This is a genomic window from Pseudomonas sp. S31 (assembly GCF_016648105.1).
GTDB lineage: Bacteria > Pseudomonadota > Gammaproteobacteria > Pseudomonadales > Pseudomonadaceae > Aquipseudomonas.
This window is the reverse complement of record NZ_JACVVE010000025.1, coordinates 50,081-65,889: the sequence shown is the minus strand read 5'-3', so window position 1 is coordinate 65,889 and position 15,809 is coordinate 50,081. Positions and strand designations below refer to the sequence as shown.

Sequence of the window (15,809 nt, the reverse complement as noted above, 5' to 3'; positions counted from 1 at the left end):
CCGTATCCCCTGTGGGAGCGGGCTTGCCCCGCGAATGCGTCTGAGCTGCCATTCGCGGGACAAGCCCGCTCCCACAGGGACGGGGGAATCTTCCGAAAACCTGTGACCGAGCCTGAATGATGAACACTGCCTACCGCAAACACCTGCCAGGCACCGACCTGGACTTCTTCGACGCCCGTGCGGCGGTCGAGGCGATCAAGCCCGGCGCCTACGATGGCCTGCCATACACCTCCCGCGTGCTCGCCGAGAACCTGGTGCGCCGCTGCGACCCGGCCACACTCGATGCCTCGCTCGGCCAGCTCATCGAGCGCAAGCGTGACCTCGATTTCCCGTGGTTCCCGGCCCGTGTGGTGTGCCATGACATCCTCGGCCAGACCGCCCTGGTCGACCTCGCCGGCCTGCGCGATGCCATCGCCGACAAAGGCGGCGACCCGGCCCAGGTCAACCCGGTGGTGCCGGTGCAGTTGATCGTCGACCATTCCCTGGCCGTGGAGTGCGGTGGCTTCGACCCGCAGGCGTTCGACAAGAACCGCGCCATCGAGGACCGTCGCAACGAAGACCGCTTCCATTTCATCAACTGGACCAAGAAAGCGTTCAAGAACGTCGACGTGATCCAGCCGGGCAACGGCATCATGCACCAGATCAACCTGGAGAAGATGTCGCCGGTGATCCACAACGACCGTGGCGTGGCTTACCCAGACACCTGCGTCGGCACCGACAGCCACACCCCGCATGTCGACGCCCTGGGCGTGATCGCCATCGGCGTGGGTGGCCTGGAGGCCGAAAACGTCATGCTCGGCCGCGCCTCGTGGATGCGCCTGCCGGAAATCGTCGGCGTCGAGCTGAGCGGCAAGCTGGCGCCGAACATCACCGCCACCGACCTGGTGCTGGCCCTGACCGAATTCCTGCGCAAGCAGAAAGTGGTGGGTGCCTACCTCGAGTTCCATGGCGAAGGTGCCCGTGCGCTGACCCTGGGCGATCGTGCGACCATCTCCAACATGGCGCCGGAATACGGCGCCACCGCCGCGATGTTCGCCATCGACCAGCAGACCATCGATTACCTCAAGCTGACCGGCCGTGAAGAGCAGCAGGTCGCCCTGGTAGAAACCTACGCCAAGGCCACCGGCCTCTGGGCCGACAGCCTGGCCAATGCCGAGTACGAACGGGTACTGCGCTTCGACCTGTCGAGCGTGGTGCGCAACATGGCCGGCCCGTCCAACCCGCACGCCCGTGTGGCCACCAGCGACCTGGCGGCCAAGGGCATTGCCGGGGCCTGGGAAGAAGTGCCGGGGCAGATGCCGGACGGCGCCGTGATCATCGCCGCCATCACCAGCTGCACCAACACCAGCAACCCGCGCAACGTGATCGCCGCCGGCCTCTTGGCGCGCAATGCCAACAAGCTCGGGCTCAATCGCAAGCCGTGGGTCAAGTCGTCGCTGGCCCCCGGCTCCAAGGCCGTGCAGTTGTACCTGGAAGAGGCGGGGCTGGAAAAGGAACTGGAGCAACTGGGCTTTGGCATCGTCGCCTTCGCCTGCACCACCTGCAACGGCATGTCCGGCGCGCTGGACCCGGTGATCCAACAGGAAATCATCGACCGCGACCTCTACGCCACCGCCGTGCTGTCGGGCAACCGCAACTTCGACGGGCGCATCCACCCGTACGCCAAGCAGGCGTTCCTGGCTTCACCGCCACTGGTGGTGGCCTACGCCATCGCCGGCACCATCCGCTTCGACATCGAGAAGGACGTGCTGGGTGTGGTCGACGGCAAGGAAATCCGCCTCAAGGATATCTGGCCGAGCGATGCCGAAATCGACGAAGTGGTGCGCGCGGCGGTCAAGCCCGAACAGTTCCGCAAGGTCTACATCCCGATGTTCGCCATCGAAGAAGACCGTGGGCCGAAGGTGGCGCCGCTGTACGAATGGCGCCCGATGAGCACCTACATCCGTCGTCCGCCGTACTGGGAGGGCGCCTTGGCTGGTGAGCGCACCTTGCGCGGCATGCGCCCGCTGGCGGTGCTGCCGGACAACATCACCACCGACCACCTGTCGCCGTCCAACGCCATCATGCTCGACAGCGCCGCAGGCGAGTACCTGGCCAAGATGGGCCTGCCGGAAGAGGACTTCAACTCCTATGCTACCCACCGGGGCGATCACCTGACCGCGCAGCGCGCTACCTTCGCCAACCCCAAGCTGTTCAACGAAATGGTGCGCAAGGACGACGGCAGCGTGAAGCAGGGATCGCTGGCGCGCATCGAGCCGGAAGGCAAGGTGACCCGTATGTGGGAGGCCATCGAGACCTACATGGAGCGCAAGCAGCCGCTGATCATCGTCGCCGGGGCCGACTACGGCCAGGGCTCGTCGCGTGACTGGGCGGCCAAGGGCGTACGCCTGGCGGGGGTCGAGGCCATCGTCGCCGAAGGCTTCGAGCGTATCCACCGCACCAACCTGGTAGGGATGGGCGTGCTGCCGCTGGAGTTCAAGCCGGGCATCGACCGCAACACCCTGGGCCTGGATGGCAGCGAGACCTATGACGTGCTGGGCGAGCGCACGCCGCGCGCGACTCTGGCGCTGGTGGTGACGCGCAAGAATGGCGAGCGCCTCGAGGTGCCGGTGACGTGCCGCCTGGATACGGCCGAAGAGGTGTCGATCTACGAGGCGGGTGGGGTGCTGCAGCGCTTTGCCCAGGATTTCCTCGAAGCGACCGTGTAGTTGAAGAGGCCGCACAGCGGCCCCAGGGTCATAGGCATTTCAGACAGGACAGCACAGCAATGGCACATGCACCTCAGATAAAAATCCCCGCCACCTACATCCGCGGCGGCACCAGCAAGGGCGTGTTCTTCCGCCTGCAGGACCTCCCGGAGCGCGCCCAGGTTCCAGGCCCCGCCCGTGATGCACTGCTGCTGCGGGTGATCGGAAGCCCCGACCCCTATGCCAAGCAGATCGACGGCATGGGCGGTGCCACCTCCAGCACCAGCAAGACGGTGATCCTGGCCAAGAGCAGCCGGCCCGACCACGATGTCGACTACCTGTTCGGCCAGGTCGCGATCGACAAGGCCTTCGTCGACTGGAGCGGCAACTGCGGCAACCTGTCCGCCGCGGTCGGCTCGTTCGCCATCAGCGGCGGCCTGGTCGACCCGGCGCGTGTGCCGCGCAATGGCATGGCCACCGTGCGTATCTGGCAGGCCAACATCGGCAAGACCATCGTCGCTCATGTACCGATCACCGACGGCGAAGTGCAGGAAACCGGTGACTTCGAACTCGACGGCGTGACCTTCCCGGCGGCCGAGGTGCAGCTCGAGTTCCTCGATCCAGCGGCCGATGAGGATGGCGGCGGCGGGGCGATGTTCCCTACCGGCAACCTGATCGACGACCTCGAGGTGCCGGGCATCGGTACTTTCAAGGCGACGTTGATCAACGCCGGTATCCCGACCATCTTCGTCAATGCTGCCGATATCGGCTACAGCGGCACCGAGTTGCAGGACGCGATCAACGGTGATGCCAAGGCCCTGCAGCGCTTCGAGATCATCCGCGCCCATGGCGCCGTACGCATGGGGTTGATCGAACACGTCGACCAGGCGGTCGGGCGTCAGCACACGCCCAAGGTGGCGTTCGTCGCGCCGCCGAGCACCTACACTGCTTCCAGTGGCAAGGCTGTCGAGGCGGGTGACATCGACCTGTTGGTGCGCGCGTTGTCCATGGGCAAGCTGCACCACGCGATGATGGGCACCGCCGCGGTGGCCATCGGTACCGCCGCCGCGATTCCGGGCACCCTGGTCAATCTCGCCGCTGGCGGGGGCGAGCGCAGTGCGGTGCGCTTCGGTCATCCGTCCGGCACCTTGCGGGTCGGGGCCGAGGCGCGCAAGGTGGATGGCGAGTGGACGGTGACCAAGGCAATCATGAGCCGCAGTGCTCGGGTGTTGATGGAAGGCTGGGTTCGCGTGCCTGGCGATAGCTTCTGACGCAACCTTGGCGCTCGGCTTGAGTTGATGGGGCCGCTTTGCGGCCCATCGCGGGGCAAGCCCGCTCCTACACGGGGTTACCCGATCCCTGTAGGAGCGGGCTTGCCCCGCGATGGGCTGCAAAGCAGCCCCCATGCACAGGAGCTGGCTATGAGCGCCAATGTGGACCTGAACGACCGCCCGGATTACGACCGGTTGCTGCAAACCCTCGCCGACTATGCCCTGGATTACCGGGTCGAATCCCCCGAGGCCCTGGATACCGCCCGCAACTGCCTGATGGACTCCCTGGGTTGCGCCTTGCTGGCCCTGCGCTTCCCGGAGTGCACCAAGCTGCTCGGCCCGTTGGTGCAAGGCACGGTCGTGCCCAACGGTGCCCGGGTGCCTGGCACCTCCTACTGCCTCGACCCGGTCAAGGCCGCCTGGGACATTGGCTGCAGCGTGCGCTGGCTGGACTACAACGACACCTGGCTGGCTGCCGAGTGGGGCCACCCCTCGGACAACCTGGGCGGCATCCTGGCCGTGGCCGATCACCTCTCGCAACGGCGCGTGGCCAGCGGCGAAGCGCCGATGCTGGTGCGCGAAGTGCTGCAAAGCATGGTCCTGGCTCATGAGATTCAGGGCGTGCTGGCGCTGGAGAATTCATTCAATCGGGTCGGCCTCGACCATGTACTGCTGGTCAAGGTGGCATCCACGGCGGTCTGTGCTCGGTTGATGGGCGCCAACCGCGAGCAGATGCTGTCAGCCTTGTCCCACGCGTTCGTCGATGGCCAGGCTTTGCGTACCTACCGCCATGCGCCCAATGCCGGCTCGCGCAAGTCGTGGGCCGCCGGCGATGCTTCCAGTCGCGGCGTGCGCCTGGCCGATATCGCCTTGCGTGGCGAAATGGGCGTGCCGGGTGTGCTCACCGCTGCGCAGTGGGGCTTTCACGACGTGTCGTTCAGCCACGCCAACAAGGACCTGACGCTCAAGCCCGCTGGGCAGCGTGAGCTGGGCCTGGCGCAGGCGCTCGGCAGCTACGTGATGGAGAACATCCTGTTCAAGATCAGCTTCCCGGCCGAATTCCATGCCCAGACTGCCTGCGAGGCGGCGGTAACCCTGCATCCGCTGGTGCGTAACCGCCTGCACGAGATCGACCGGATCGTCATCACCACCCAGGAGTCGGCGATCCGCATCATTTCCAAGAGCGGCCCGCTGGCCAACGCTGCGGACCGCGACCACTGTTTGCAATACATGGTGGCAGTGCCGCTGATCTTCGGTCACCTGACGGCAGAGCACTATGAGGACGCCTTCCATGCCGCCCACCCGAGCATCGATCGCCTGCGCGAGAAGATGGAGGTGGTTGAAGATCCTCGCTTCAGTCGTGAGTACCTGGAACCGGGCAAACGCTCCATTGCCAATGCGCTGCAGGTATTTTTCAAGGATGGCAGCAGCACCGAGCAGGTGCTGGTGGAGTATCCGATCGGGCATCGGCGGCGGCGGGGGGAGGGTATACCGTTGCTGGAGGCGAAGTTCAGGGACAACCTGGCGACACGGTTTGCCCGGCAGCGGTGTGAGCGGATTTTTGCGCTGTGCAAGGACCAGCAAGCGCTGGAGGGCACGGCGGTGCACAGGTTCGTCGATCTGTTCGTGATCTGAGGTTGCCTGTGCCGGCCCTTTCGCGGGTAAACCCGCTCCTACAGGCGTGCCGCCGTACTGTAGGAGCGGGTTTACCCGCGAAAGGGCCGGCACAGGCAGCCACAAAAAAGCCCCGGCATTTCTGCCGGGGCTTTGGTTTACAACCTACTGCTCAGCTTACGCCTGAACCACTGGGATCTGGGCGTTGGCCGCCGCTTCACGGAACTCAGCGATCTGGTCGAAGCTCAGGTAGCGGTAGACGTCGGCAGCCATGCTGTCGATGTCCTTGGCGTACTGCATGTACTCTTCGACGGTCGGCAGCTTGCCGATGATCGAAGCGACAGCGGCCAGCTCGGCCGAGGCCAGGTACACGTTGGTCGCGTCGCCCAGACGGTTCGGGAAGTTACGGGTCGAGGTAGAGACCACGGTCGAACCGGTCTGTACACGTGCCTGGTTACCCATGCACAGCGAGCAGCCTGGCATTTCCATGCGCGCACCGGCCTTGCCGTAGATGCCGTAGTAGCCTTCTTCGGTCAGCTGGTGGGCATCCATCTTGGTTGGCGGAGCCAGCCACAGACGGGTCGGAATACCACCCTTGACCTTGTCCAGCAGCTTGCCGGCAGCGCGGAAGTGACCGATGTTGGTCATGCACGAGCCAATGAACACTTCGTCGATCTTCTCGCCTTGTACCGAGGACAGCAGGCGGGCGTCGTCCGGGTCGTTCGGCGCGCAGAGCACAGGCTCTTTGACGTCGGCCAGGTCGATTTCGATGATCTCGGCGTATTCGGCATCGGCGTCGGCCGACAGCAGCTCAGGCTTGGCCAGCCAGGCTTCCATGGCCTGGGCGCGACGCTCCAGGGTGCGAGGGTCGCCGTAGCCTTCGCCGATCATCCAGCGCAGCAGTGTGATGTTGGACTGCAGGTACTCGGCGATGGCCTTCTCTGGCAGCTTGATGGTGCAACCGGCAGCGGAGCGCTCGGCCGAGGCGTCGGACAGTTCGAAGGCTTGCTCGACGGTCAGGTCGTTGAGGCCTTCGATTTCCAGGATGCGGCCGGAGAAGGCGTTCTTCTTGCCCTTCTTCTCGACGGTCAGCAGGCCCTTCTGGATGGCGTAGTAAGGGATGGCATGCACCAGGTCACGCAGGGTGATGCCAGGTTGCAGCTTGCCCTTGAAGCGAACCAGGATCGACTCCGGCATGTCCAGCGGCATGACGCCGGTGGCGGCGGCGAAGGCGACCAGGCCGGAACCGGCCGGGAACGAGATGCCGATCGGGAAGCGGGTGTGCGAGTCACCACCGGTACCGACGGTGTCAGGCATCAGCATGCGGTTCAGCCAGCTGTGGATGATGCCGTCGCCTGGGCGCAGCGACACGCCGCCACGGGTGCGGATGAAGTCTGGCAGGGTGTGGTGGGTGGTGACGTCGATCGGCTTCGGATACGCCGCGGTGTGGCAGAACGACTGCATCACCAGGTCGGCCGAGAAGCCCAGGCACGCCAGGTCCTTCAGCTCGTCGCGGGTCATCGGGCCAGTGGTGTCCTGGGAGCCGACGGTGGTCATCTTCGGCTCGCAGTAGGCACCTGGGCGCACGCCCTGGCCTTCCGGCAGACCGCAGGCGCGGCCGACCATCTTCTGCGCCAGGGTGAAGCCCTTGCCGGAATCGGCAGGCTGCTCTGGCTTCTTGAACAGGTCGGAAGCACCCAGGCCCAGCTCGGCGCGGGCTTTTTCGGTCAGGCCACGGCCAACGATCAACGGGATACGGCCGCCAGCGCGGACTTCGTCGAGCAGCACTTCGGTTTTCAGTGCGAACTCGGTGACCAGCTCGTCGCTGTCGTGACGGCGCACTTCACCCTTGAACGGGTAGACGTCGATGACGTCGCCCATGGCCAGGTTGGTGCAGTCGAATTCGATCGGCAGGGCGCCGGCGTCTTCCATGGTGTTGTAGAAGATCGGAGCGATCTTGGTGCCAAAGCAGAAACCACCGGCGCGCTTGTTCGGCACGTACGGGATGTCGTCGCCGAAGAACCACAGCACCGAGTTGGTGGCGGATTTACGCGAGGAACCGGTACCGACCACATCACCGACGTAGGCAACCGGGAAGCCCTTGGCCTTGACCGCTTCGATCTGGGCCAGCGGGCCGACCGAACCTGGCTGCTGTGGTTCGATGCCGTCACGGGCCATTTTCAGCATGGCCAGGGCGTGCAGCGGGATATCAGGACGCGACCAGGCGTCCGGAGCAGGCGACAGGTCGTCGGTGTTGGTTTCGCCAGGCACCTTGAACACGGTCAGGGTGTACTTCTCGGCGATGGCCGGACGCGAGGTGAACCACTCGCCGGCAGCCCAGGATTCGAGCACGGCCTTGGCGTGGGCGTTGCCAGCCTTGGCTTTTTCGGCCACGTCGTGGAAGGCATCGAACATCAGCAGGGTGTGCTTGAGCTGATCGGCCGCGACGGCGCCCAGTTCGGCGTCGTCCAGCAGCTGGACCAGGGTCTCGATGTTGTAGCCGCCCTGCATGGTGCCCAGCAGTTCGGTGGCGTGCTTGCGATCGATCAGTGGCGAGGTGGCTTCGCCCTTGGCCACGGCGGACAGGAAGGCAGCCTTGACGTAGGCAGCTTCGTCGACTCCTGGCGGAACGCGGTTGGTGATCAGATCTACGAGGAAGGCTTCTTCGCCGGCTGGCGGGTTTTTCAGCAGCTCGACCAGGCCTGCAGTTTGTTCGGCGTTCAGCGGCTGGGGCACGATACCCAGGGCGGCACGCTCTTCGATGTGTTTGCGGTAGGCTTCAAGCACAGTTATTACCCTCATCAGTGGTCCCAAATAGGGTGTCCGGGACGCTCATCCAGCATTCAATGCACCCATGCGCGGGTCACGGCTTCTTGGGCCGCCCAGCCAGGGTCGCAGAGAATCCTTACAGAAGCTGCTTTCAAAGTTTTACGCCAGCAGAACGGGAGCTGATGAGGGCTGGCACGGGCATGCGAGGGGATTGCAGGGCCCGGGCCAACGCCGTTCTACCGGATGAACTGTGCTCGTGACGCTTTGAAAACAGCTTCCAACGGACATTGTTGCCTTGAAAAGGCGGGATGATTCTACGGCAAAAAACGCCCGAAGGTAAGGCGGCGATTGTGACTTTAACGAGTGACCCTGGTTAGACAAAGGGCTAACATGGGCCTGTGTTCCGCCGCCAAGCCGTTGTTTTGCCATGTCCAACCAGTCCATCAAGACCCCTTGCGTCGGCCTCTGTTCCACGGTGTACGGAGACACGGTGTGCCGTGGCTGCAAACGCTTTCATCACGAAGTGATCCACTGGAATGGCTACGACGAGGAGCAGAAGCGTGCCGTCTGGTTGCGCCTGGAGCAATTGCTGGCCCAGGTGATGATGGCCAAGCTCGAAGTGTTCGACAAAGACCTGCTACGCCAGCAGTTGCAGCAGCGTTCCATCCGTTTCGTCGAGCAGCAGTCGGAGTACTGCTGGGCGTACCAGTTGATCGCCCGTGGCGCACGCATGATCCGCGAGCTGGAGGCCTATGGCATGGCCCTGCTGCCAGAGTTTCGCGACTGGGAGCTGCCGCAATTGCGCGATGCCATCGATCGTGAGTTCTTTCTGTTGTCCGAGGCGCATTACCAGCGCTACATCGCGCCATCCTTCCTGCGTAGCGCCCTGGGGTAGTGCGCTGGGGCGCATCACTGTGGAAGTGCTGAAGGCGCCCCATTCGCCGTGAGCGCGCAGGCTCAGTCGCCGATGTACTCGCAGCCGCTGGTGCAGGTCTCGTGGATGCGTACCTTGGACAGCTCCGGCAACAGCGGCTTGACCTGCTCCCAGATCCACTTGGCGATGACCTCGCTGGTGGGGTTTTCCAGGCCAGGGATGTCGTTCAGGTAGTTGTGATCCAGTTGCTCGTAGATCGGCTTGAAGATCGCCTTGACCTCGGCGAAGTCGCGGATCCAGCCGGTGTGCGGGTCGAGGGGGCCGGTCAGGTGCAGGCCGACCTTGAACGAGTGGCCATGCAGGCGGCCGCACTTGTGGCCGGCCGGGACGTTGGGCAGGCGGTGCGCCGATTCGAAAGTGAATTCCTTGAAGATTTCCACGCTGTGATAACTCTGTACGAAACGATGAATGCGCGCAGTCTACCAGCATGGCCGCTACAAGGCTTGCAGCCGTTCATGCAGCCGCCCGGTGGTGATGAGTTCGAGCAACTCGTCGCCAAGCCGCTGGCTTTCGGCGATGGCTTTGTACCAGTAGCGTTTGCGGCCGGGCGCGTCGCCCATGAAGCGCTTGAAGTCGTTGCGGTCGGGCAGTTTGCCGTAGGGCAAGGCGGCCAGGTACTGCGGCGAGGGCGTCATCAGCAGCACATTGTGCAGGCGTTGAGGGCAGCCCTTGCGCCACGGCAGGGGTTTGTCGAACCAGCCAGGCACTACCTTGTCGGTGAAGTGCGGGTATAGCACCAGGTCGTCGCCCTGATAGGGCAGGTCCAGATGGTAGTCGAGCAGGCCGCCGTCGCGGTAGGTGCCGCTGCCCACGCCGGGGATGTCGCGTACGCCCTCCATGATCATCGGGATCGATCCAGAGGCGAGTAGCGCATGGCGCAGGTTGGCCAGGTCCAGCGGCAGGCAGCGCGAGGGGAAGTCGCTGAGGGCTGCCAGTGGTGGCGCGCTGCGTCGGTCATGCAGGACCACCCGTTCGAAGTGCCGACCCAGGCGGGCGCGGCCGAGCAGATTGCTGGCGATCACCGAGGACAGGCCAGCCGCCAGGCGGCCACGATGATCGTGGGCGAGCTGGCCATGGCTCTTCACCACCAGCACGTTCAGGCGATAGTGGGCGTTATCGAGGATCTGCTGATCGCGGCCTTGCAGCAGGTCGTCGAGCATTTGCTGGCAACTGCTGCTGACTTGCGTCGGGGGCATGCCCTTGGCGAAATCCTGTTCGGTGTACAGTTCACCCAAGCGGCGAAGCCCGGCCACCGGGTCGTCGAGGCATGCGCTGGCGAAGCGCCAGGCGCCGATCGATGCGCCGATCAGTGCGCGCGGGCGTGGCGCCGAAGGTAGCCATTGGCCGAACAGCGCCAGGTCCAGGCCCTGGATACCCAGCGGCTTGGGCCCGCCCGCAGCGCCGGGGAGCACACCGACGTCCGCAGCCAGCAGGCCGCGTTCGCGAATCTGGCGCAGCGCGCGCTGGCCTGCCTTGAAAGTCAGGGCCGGGTATTTGACATGGATGGCACTCATTACGGATCTCGCAGCGAACAAGCGGGTCATTATACCGATAGCGTGGCATTGAGCTGCGTTATGATGCCGCTTGCGCTTTTCAGGTTGAATTAAGGACCTCTGGGTAATCTTAACCCCGTAGACAACTTGAACACTCCCAAGGAGAACCACCCGATGAAAACCTTGACTGCCCTGTTCGCCGCCGCTGCCCTCGCTTTCGGTGCCAACGCCGCCTTCGCCAAGGACGTCCAGCCCGATGAAGTGGTGAAGCTGGTCAATGCCAAGACCATCAAGTCCCTGGACGAGCTCAAGGCCGCAGCCGTGGCCAAGCACCCAGGCTCGACCGTCACCGACTCGGAGCTGGAGAACGAGTACGGGCGCTATATCTACAAGGTCGAGCTGCGTGATGCGCAGAACGTCGAATGGGACGTCGATCTGGACGCCAAGACCGGTGAAGTCCTGAAGGACGAACGGGACAACTGATGATCCCGCTCGCTCGACCGGCGCGTTACCTGGCGCTCTCGTTGCTGGCCGTCTGCTCCCTGGCGATGGCCCGTGACCTGGACCAGGACGAAGCACTGAAGTTGCGCCAGCAAGGCGTCATCCTGCCGCTCGAGCAGTTGCTAGAGACCGCCCTGGGGCGTTACCCCGGGGCGCGTCTGCTGGAAGCCGAGCTGGAAGAGGACGACGACCGCTACGAATACGAGGTCGAGCTGCTGACCCCGCAGGGGGTGGTGCGTGAAATCAAGCTCGACGCCAGTACCGGCGCCCTGCTCAAAGACGAGGAAGACGACTGACATGCGCCTGTTGCTTGTCGAGGACAACGTGCCCCTGGCCGACGAACTGACCGCCAGCCTGCAACGCCAGGGCTACGCCGTGGACTGGCTGGCCGATGGCCGCGACGCGGTGTACCAGGGCCAGAGCGAGCCCTACGACCTGATCATCCTCGACCTCGGCTTGCCGGGGTTGCCAGGTTTGGACGTGCTTGCCCAGTGGCGCGCCGCCGGCCTGGTCACGCCGGTGCTGATCCTGACCGCGCGGGGCTCGTGGGCCGAACGGATCGAGGGGCTCAAGGCCGGTGCCGACGATTACCTGAGCAAGCCGTTCCACCCCGAAGAACTGCAATTGCGCATCCAGGCCCTGTTGCGCCGTGCCCGCGGCCTGGCCAACCAGCCGATCCTGGACGCCGCCGGCCTGCAGTTGGACGAGGGGCGTCAGTGCGTGCACCGCGACGGCGTCGATATCCAACTGACTGCCGCCGAATTCCGCCTGCTGCGCTATTTCATGCTGCACCCGCAGCAGATTCTCTCCAAGAGCCACCTGGCCGAGCACTTGTACGACGGCGAGACCGAGCGTGACTCCAACGTACTGGAGGTACACGTCAATCACCTGCGCCGCAAGCTGGGTCGCAGCGTGATCGAGACCCGCCGCGGGCAAGGCTACCTCTATGCCGGGAGCACCGGGTGAAATCGATCCAGGCGCGCCTGAGCCTGGGCCTGGTCGCCGTGTTGGTAGTGGTCGGTGTGGTGCTCGCGCAGCTCACCCTGTGGCTGTTCGAAGCGGGGCTGCAGCGCTACCTGGAAAACGGCCTGCGCAATGAAAGCGAGAACCTGCTGGTGGCCCTGGTCCGCGGCCCCAACGGCCTGCAACTGGATGAGCAGCGGATTTCCGCGGCTTACCAGCGGCCGTTTTCCGGCTATTACTTCCGCATCGACTTCGACCAGGGCACCTGGCGTTCGCGTTCGCTGTGGGACCTGGACATGCCCAAGCCAGCCGCGCCGGGCCTGTCCGACAGCCATGAACTGGGCCCGGAAGGGCAGCAATTGCTGGCCCTGCGCGCTGATTACCGGCGGCTGGGGCAGGACATCTCGATCAGCGTGGCCCAGGATTATTCACCGGTGCGCGACGGTTTCCGCCGCCTGCAGCAGATTGGGCTGGGCATGGGCCTGGTGGCGCTGCTGGTGATCCTGGTGCTGCAGCGCATTACCGTCACCCGTTCGTTGCGCCCGTTGGAGCGTGCGCGTCAGCAGATCGCCCAGTTGCAGCAGGGCCAGCGTTCGCAACTCGACGCCCAGGTGCCCAGCGAACTGGCGCCGCTGGTGGATCAGGTCAACCACCTGCTCAGCCACACCGAAGACACCCTGCGCCGCTCGCGCAATGCGCTGGGCAATCTAGGGCATGCGCTGAAGACGCCGCTGGCGGTGTTGCTCAGCCTGGCTTCGAGCGAGCGTTTGAAAGGCCTGCCCGAAGTCAGCGGGCAGATGCGCGAGCAGCTGGAGCAGATCCAGCAGCGTCTGGCCCGCGAATTGAACCGCGCACGGCTGGCCGGCGATGCCTTGCCGGGTGCGCAGTTCGATTGCGACGCCGAGCTGCCTGGGCTGCTCGGCACGCTGGGGATGATCCATGGCGAAGGTCTGCTGCTCGAGCGCGACGTGCCGCCAGGGTTGCTGTTGCCCTGGGACCGCGAAGACCTGCTGGAGCTGCTCGGCAACCTGCTGGACAACGCCTGCAAATGGGCCGACAGCGAGGTACGCCTGGGCATCGCGCCAAGTGCCGACGGCTATCAGGTATGGGTCGACGACGATGGCCCGGGTATCCCGGCGGGGCAGCGCCAGCAGGTGCTGGAGCGTGGCTCGCGGCTGGATGAACTGGTCGATGGCCATGGCCTGGGCCTGGGCATCGTGCGTGATATCGTCGAGGCCTGGGGCGGGCGCCTGGCATTGCTCGAAAGCCCGCTGGGCGGGTTGCGGGTGAGCATCGACCTGCCGCGCAAGGTGCGCTGAGCGGGCGTACTGCAAAAAAATTGCAGCCCAACCGCATTTTTTTGAATTAGCCCCCATCGTCGTGGCCCGGCACAATCCATTCGCGAAACTTTCCCGGTTTCCATCTTCTCCACGGACGGAGCCCCTTGCGTTATTGCTTCGGCAATACAAGGCCCAGGCCGGCTCGGCTGGGCTTTCTTTTTAAAAACAGAAAGATTACGTAGTTCGAATATTCCAATGTCTGCCTCGCGTTCCGAAAGTCGTCTGCAGCGGCTGTTGCCGGCGCCCCTCAACATTCCCCCCAAACAATGGTTGCGTGCCGGTGTCGGCGCACTGCTGGGCCTGTTCCTGGCCGGCTGGTTGACCAGCATGGCCTACGGGTCGGGCATCGCCCTGCATTTGCTTGGCCCGCTGGCGGCCTCGGCGGTGCTGGTGTTCGCGGTGCACTCCGGGCCTTTGGCCCAGCCTTGGCCGGTGCTCGGCAGCTACGGCCTGGCCTGCCTGGTGGGCCTGGCCATGCGCCAGGGCTTCGGTCCCGAGCTGTGGGTTGCAGGCGCGGCCCTGGGTATCGCCATCCTGGTGATGTGCCTGCTGCGCTGCCTGCACCCGCCGGGCGGCGGCGTTGCGGTCAGTGCCGTGCTGGCCGATCCGGGGTTGACCGCGCTGGGCGACCACCTGATCGAGCCGGTGTTGCTCAACGCGCTGATCCTGGTGGCGGTGGCGGTGGTCTACAACCGCCTCACCGGGGTGCGCTATCCCAAAGGTGCGGCACCGCGCAAGGATCTGCATCACACCCACGACCCACTGCCCAGCGAGCGGGTGGGTGTGAGTGCCGCCGACCTGGACTATGCCCTCGAAGAGATCGGCGAGTTCGTCGACGTCACCCGTGACGAGCTCGAGCGCATCATCCTGGCCACCGAGCAACACGCCCTGCAGCGTAGCCTGGGGGGTATCACGGCGGCCTCGGTGATGTCCCGCGATGTGCAGTTCGCCTCGCCCGACACCACGCTTGAGCAGGCTTGGAAGATGCTCGACAGCCACCATCTGAAAACCCTGCCGGTACTGCAGCAGGGCCAGCTGGTCGGGATCGTCAGCCTCAGCGACCTGGTCGGCCCGGCCATGCGCCGTCGGCGTAGCGTGTTCGGGCGCAAGAAGGTGCGCATGGCGGAGGTGATGAGCAAGCGCGTCATCAGCGTCAGCAGCCAGCATCCGCTGGAGCGCCTGCTGCCACTGCTGTGTGAGCAGGGCTTGCATTGCCTGCCGGTGCTCGATGGTGGGCAGCTGGTCGGAGTGATCACCCAGACCGACCTGATCGCCGGCCTCAAGCGCCAGTTGCTCAGCGCCGCCGAGCGCGTGTCAGATCAGCGGGTCCCAGCGTTGTGACCAGTCGCTGGCGCCGGCCGACACCAGCCGGCGTAGCACCACGAACGCTTGTTGCAGGGCTTCGCTGTCGCGCTTGCGCGGGTAAACGAGGAACGTCGGGTAGGTGAATTCTGGCGCCTGGGGTACGCGCTCGAATACGCCGCTGTCGAGGTAGGCCTGGACCACGCGGGTGCGGAAGTAGCCGCTGCCACCCTGGTCGAGGATGAACTGCAGGGCCAGCGGGCCCAGGTTGAAGCTCAGTGCCGGGCGTGCGCAGTCGGGCAGTGCGGCATCGTGCTGGCGACGGAAGGCTTCGCCCCAGTCGATGTAGATGTACGGATCGGGTCGATCGATCCGGCGTACGCGGATCAGCTTCTCTTCCATCAATTGCTCCACCTGCAGGCCAGGCCCGTAGGTGGGCTGATAGACCAGCGCGGCGTCGAGCAGGCCCATTTCAACCTTGCGCAGCAAAGACTCGCCATCGCTGACCTCGCTGCGAATGGCGTGGCTGGGCAGCGCCTGGTGCAGGGCGCTGACCCAGTCGAGCATCATCGGGTTGCCAAGGCTGACCTCACCGCCCACATGCAATACCTGCTGGCAGCCCTCGGGCAGCGGCAGATCGCGGCGCGCCGCCTCCCACGTCTGCACCAGCTGGTTGGCGTAGCTGACGAATGCCTCGCCATCGCTGGTCAGGCTGGCGCCGCTGCGGCTGCGCACGAACAGCTGGCAGCCCAGTTGCTGTTCCAGGCGCTGCACCCGCGCGGTGATCGCCGTCTGCGACACGAACAGGCGCTCGGCAGCGGCGACCAGGCTGCCGCAGCGGACTATTTCCAGAAAGGTTCGGGCCTGATCGATGTCCATGGGCTGCTCTGTGACGGGAGGGTCGCCTATTCTAGAGTGTTTGCACCGTTATGGGG

At 64.9% G+C, this 15,809-nt stretch carries 13 protein-coding genes; 9 read left to right on the top strand and 4 right to left on the bottom strand.

Annotated elements, in window-relative coordinates:
* Nucleotides 1–119: 119 nt before the first annotated feature.
* The 3 genes from acnD to prpD all read left to right on the top strand — a co-directional run bounded on the left by acnD (nt 120) and on the right by prpD (nt 5,593).
* Nucleotides 120–2,708, top strand: a complete 2,589-nt coding sequence (acnD, locus tag IAE37_RS18410) for a Fe/S-dependent 2-methylisocitrate dehydratase AcnD (protein ID WP_201175811.1) — start codon at nt 120–122, stop codon at nt 2,706–2,708.
* A 59-nt stretch (nt 2,709–2,767) separates the two neighbouring features.
* Nucleotides 2,768–3,958, top strand: a complete 1,191-nt coding sequence (prpF, locus tag IAE37_RS18405; protein ID WP_201175810.1) for a 2-methylaconitate cis-trans isomerase PrpF — start codon at nt 2,768–2,770, stop codon at nt 3,956–3,958.
* A gap of 150 nt (nt 3,959–4,108) precedes the next feature.
* Nucleotides 4,109–5,593 carry a 2-methylcitrate dehydratase gene (prpD, locus tag IAE37_RS18400; RefSeq protein WP_201175808.1) on the top strand — a complete coding sequence of 495 codons (1,485 nt, stop codon included), beginning with the start codon at nt 4,109–4,111 and terminating at the stop codon, nt 5,591–5,593.
* A 156-nt stretch (nt 5,594–5,749) separates the two neighbouring features.
* On the opposite strand, the gene acnB is transcribed toward prpD, so the two are convergent.
* Nucleotides 5,750–8,359: a bifunctional aconitate hydratase 2/2-methylisocitrate dehydratase gene (acnB, locus tag IAE37_RS18395; RefSeq protein ID WP_201175870.1), complete on the bottom strand. Its 2,610-nt coding sequence runs from the start codon at nt 8,357–8,359 to the stop codon at nt 5,750–5,752.
* Nucleotides 8,360–8,768: 409 nt separating this feature from the next.
* Between acnB and IAE37_RS18390 the strand changes: the two genes are divergently transcribed.
* Nucleotides 8,769–9,236, top strand: a complete 468-nt coding sequence (locus IAE37_RS18390) for a DUF1289 domain-containing protein (protein WP_201175807.1) — start codon at nt 8,769–8,771, stop codon at nt 9,234–9,236.
* Nucleotides 9,237–9,298: 62 nt separating this feature from the next.
* Here the strand turns inward: IAE37_RS18390 and queD are convergent, their stop codons facing one another.
* Together queD and IAE37_RS18380 are read right to left on the bottom strand one after the other, a co-directional pair.
* Nucleotides 9,299–9,655 (bottom strand): 6-carboxytetrahydropterin synthase QueD, encoded by a 357-nt coding sequence (gene queD, locus IAE37_RS18385; RefSeq protein WP_201175806.1) that lies wholly within the window; start codon nt 9,653–9,655, stop codon nt 9,299–9,301.
* Nucleotides 9,656–9,709: 54 nt separating this feature from the next.
* Nucleotides 9,710–10,789 (bottom strand): patatin-like phospholipase family protein, encoded by a 1,080-nt coding sequence (locus IAE37_RS18380; RefSeq protein WP_201175805.1) that lies wholly within the window; start codon nt 10,787–10,789, stop codon nt 9,710–9,712.
* 153 nt (nt 10,790–10,942) lie between these two features.
* Here IAE37_RS18380 and IAE37_RS18375 point away from each other — a divergent pair, with 153 nt between their 5' ends.
* The 5 genes from IAE37_RS18375 (at nt 10,943) to IAE37_RS18355 (ending at nt 14,913) form a co-directional block, all read left to right on the top strand.
* Entirely contained in the window at nt 10,943–11,251 is a 309-nt protein-coding gene (locus IAE37_RS18375) for a PepSY domain-containing protein (protein WP_201175804.1), read from the top strand.
* Nucleotides 11,251–11,565, top strand: a complete 315-nt coding sequence (locus IAE37_RS18370; protein WP_201175803.1) for a PepSY domain-containing protein — start codon at nt 11,251–11,253, stop codon at nt 11,563–11,565. The genes IAE37_RS18375 and IAE37_RS18370 overlap by 1 nt, the downstream gene beginning before the upstream one ends.
* 1 nt (nt 11,566) lies before the next feature.
* Nucleotides 11,567–12,235, top strand: a complete 669-nt coding sequence (locus IAE37_RS18365) for a response regulator transcription factor (protein WP_201175802.1) — start codon at nt 11,567–11,569, stop codon at nt 12,233–12,235.
* Nucleotides 12,232–13,551 (top strand): sensor histidine kinase, encoded by a 1,320-nt coding sequence (locus IAE37_RS18360; RefSeq protein WP_201175801.1) that lies wholly within the window; start codon nt 12,232–12,234, stop codon nt 13,549–13,551. Before IAE37_RS18365 ends, IAE37_RS18360 begins: the two co-directional genes overlap by 4 nt.
* A gap of 216 nt (nt 13,552–13,767) precedes the next feature.
* The gene (locus tag IAE37_RS18355; protein WP_201175799.1) at nt 13,768–14,913 is read left to right on the top strand and encodes an HPP family protein; all 1,146 of its coding nucleotides are present in this window, start codon (nt 13,768–13,770) and stop codon (nt 14,911–14,913) included.
* Here the strand turns inward: IAE37_RS18355 and IAE37_RS18350 are convergent.
* Nucleotides 14,887–15,753, bottom strand: a complete 867-nt coding sequence (locus IAE37_RS18350) for a LysR family transcriptional regulator (RefSeq protein WP_201175797.1) — start codon at nt 15,751–15,753, stop codon at nt 14,887–14,889. The two genes, IAE37_RS18355 and IAE37_RS18350, sit on opposite strands and share 27 nt — an antisense overlap.
* Nucleotides 15,754–15,809 lie beyond the last annotated feature (56 nt).

Excerpts from the sequence above, each read along its gene's own strand:
- acnD (WP_201175811.1), top strand. The coding sequence starts at position 120 with ATGAACACTGCCTACCGCAAACACCTGCCAGGCACCGACCTGGACTTC.
- prpF (WP_201175810.1), top strand. The coding sequence starts at position 2,768 with ATGGCACATGCACCTCAGATAAAAATCCCCGCCACCTACATCCGCGGC.
- prpD (WP_201175808.1), top strand. The coding sequence starts at position 4,109 with ATGAGCGCCAATGTGGACCTGAACGACCGCCCGGATTACGACCGGTTG.
- IAE37_RS18390 (WP_201175807.1), top strand. The coding sequence starts at position 8,769 with ATGTCCAACCAGTCCATCAAGACCCCTTGCGTCGGCCTCTGTTCCACG.
- IAE37_RS18380 (WP_201175805.1), bottom strand. The coding sequence starts at position 10,789 with ATGAGTGCCATCCATGTCAAATACCCGGCCCTGACTTTCAAGGCAGGC.
- IAE37_RS18375 (WP_201175804.1), top strand. The coding sequence starts at position 10,943 with ATGAAAACCTTGACTGCCCTGTTCGCCGCCGCTGCCCTCGCTTTCGGT.
- IAE37_RS18370 (WP_201175803.1), top strand. The coding sequence starts at position 11,251 with ATGATCCCGCTCGCTCGACCGGCGCGTTACCTGGCGCTCTCGTTGCTG.
- IAE37_RS18365 (WP_201175802.1), top strand. The coding sequence starts at position 11,567 with ATGCGCCTGTTGCTTGTCGAGGACAACGTGCCCCTGGCCGACGAACTG.
- IAE37_RS18355 (WP_201175799.1), top strand. The coding sequence starts at position 13,768 with ATGTCTGCCTCGCGTTCCGAAAGTCGTCTGCAGCGGCTGTTGCCGGCG.
- IAE37_RS18350 (WP_201175797.1), bottom strand. The coding sequence starts at position 15,753 with ATGGACATCGATCAGGCCCGAACCTTTCTGGAAATAGTCCGCTGCGGC.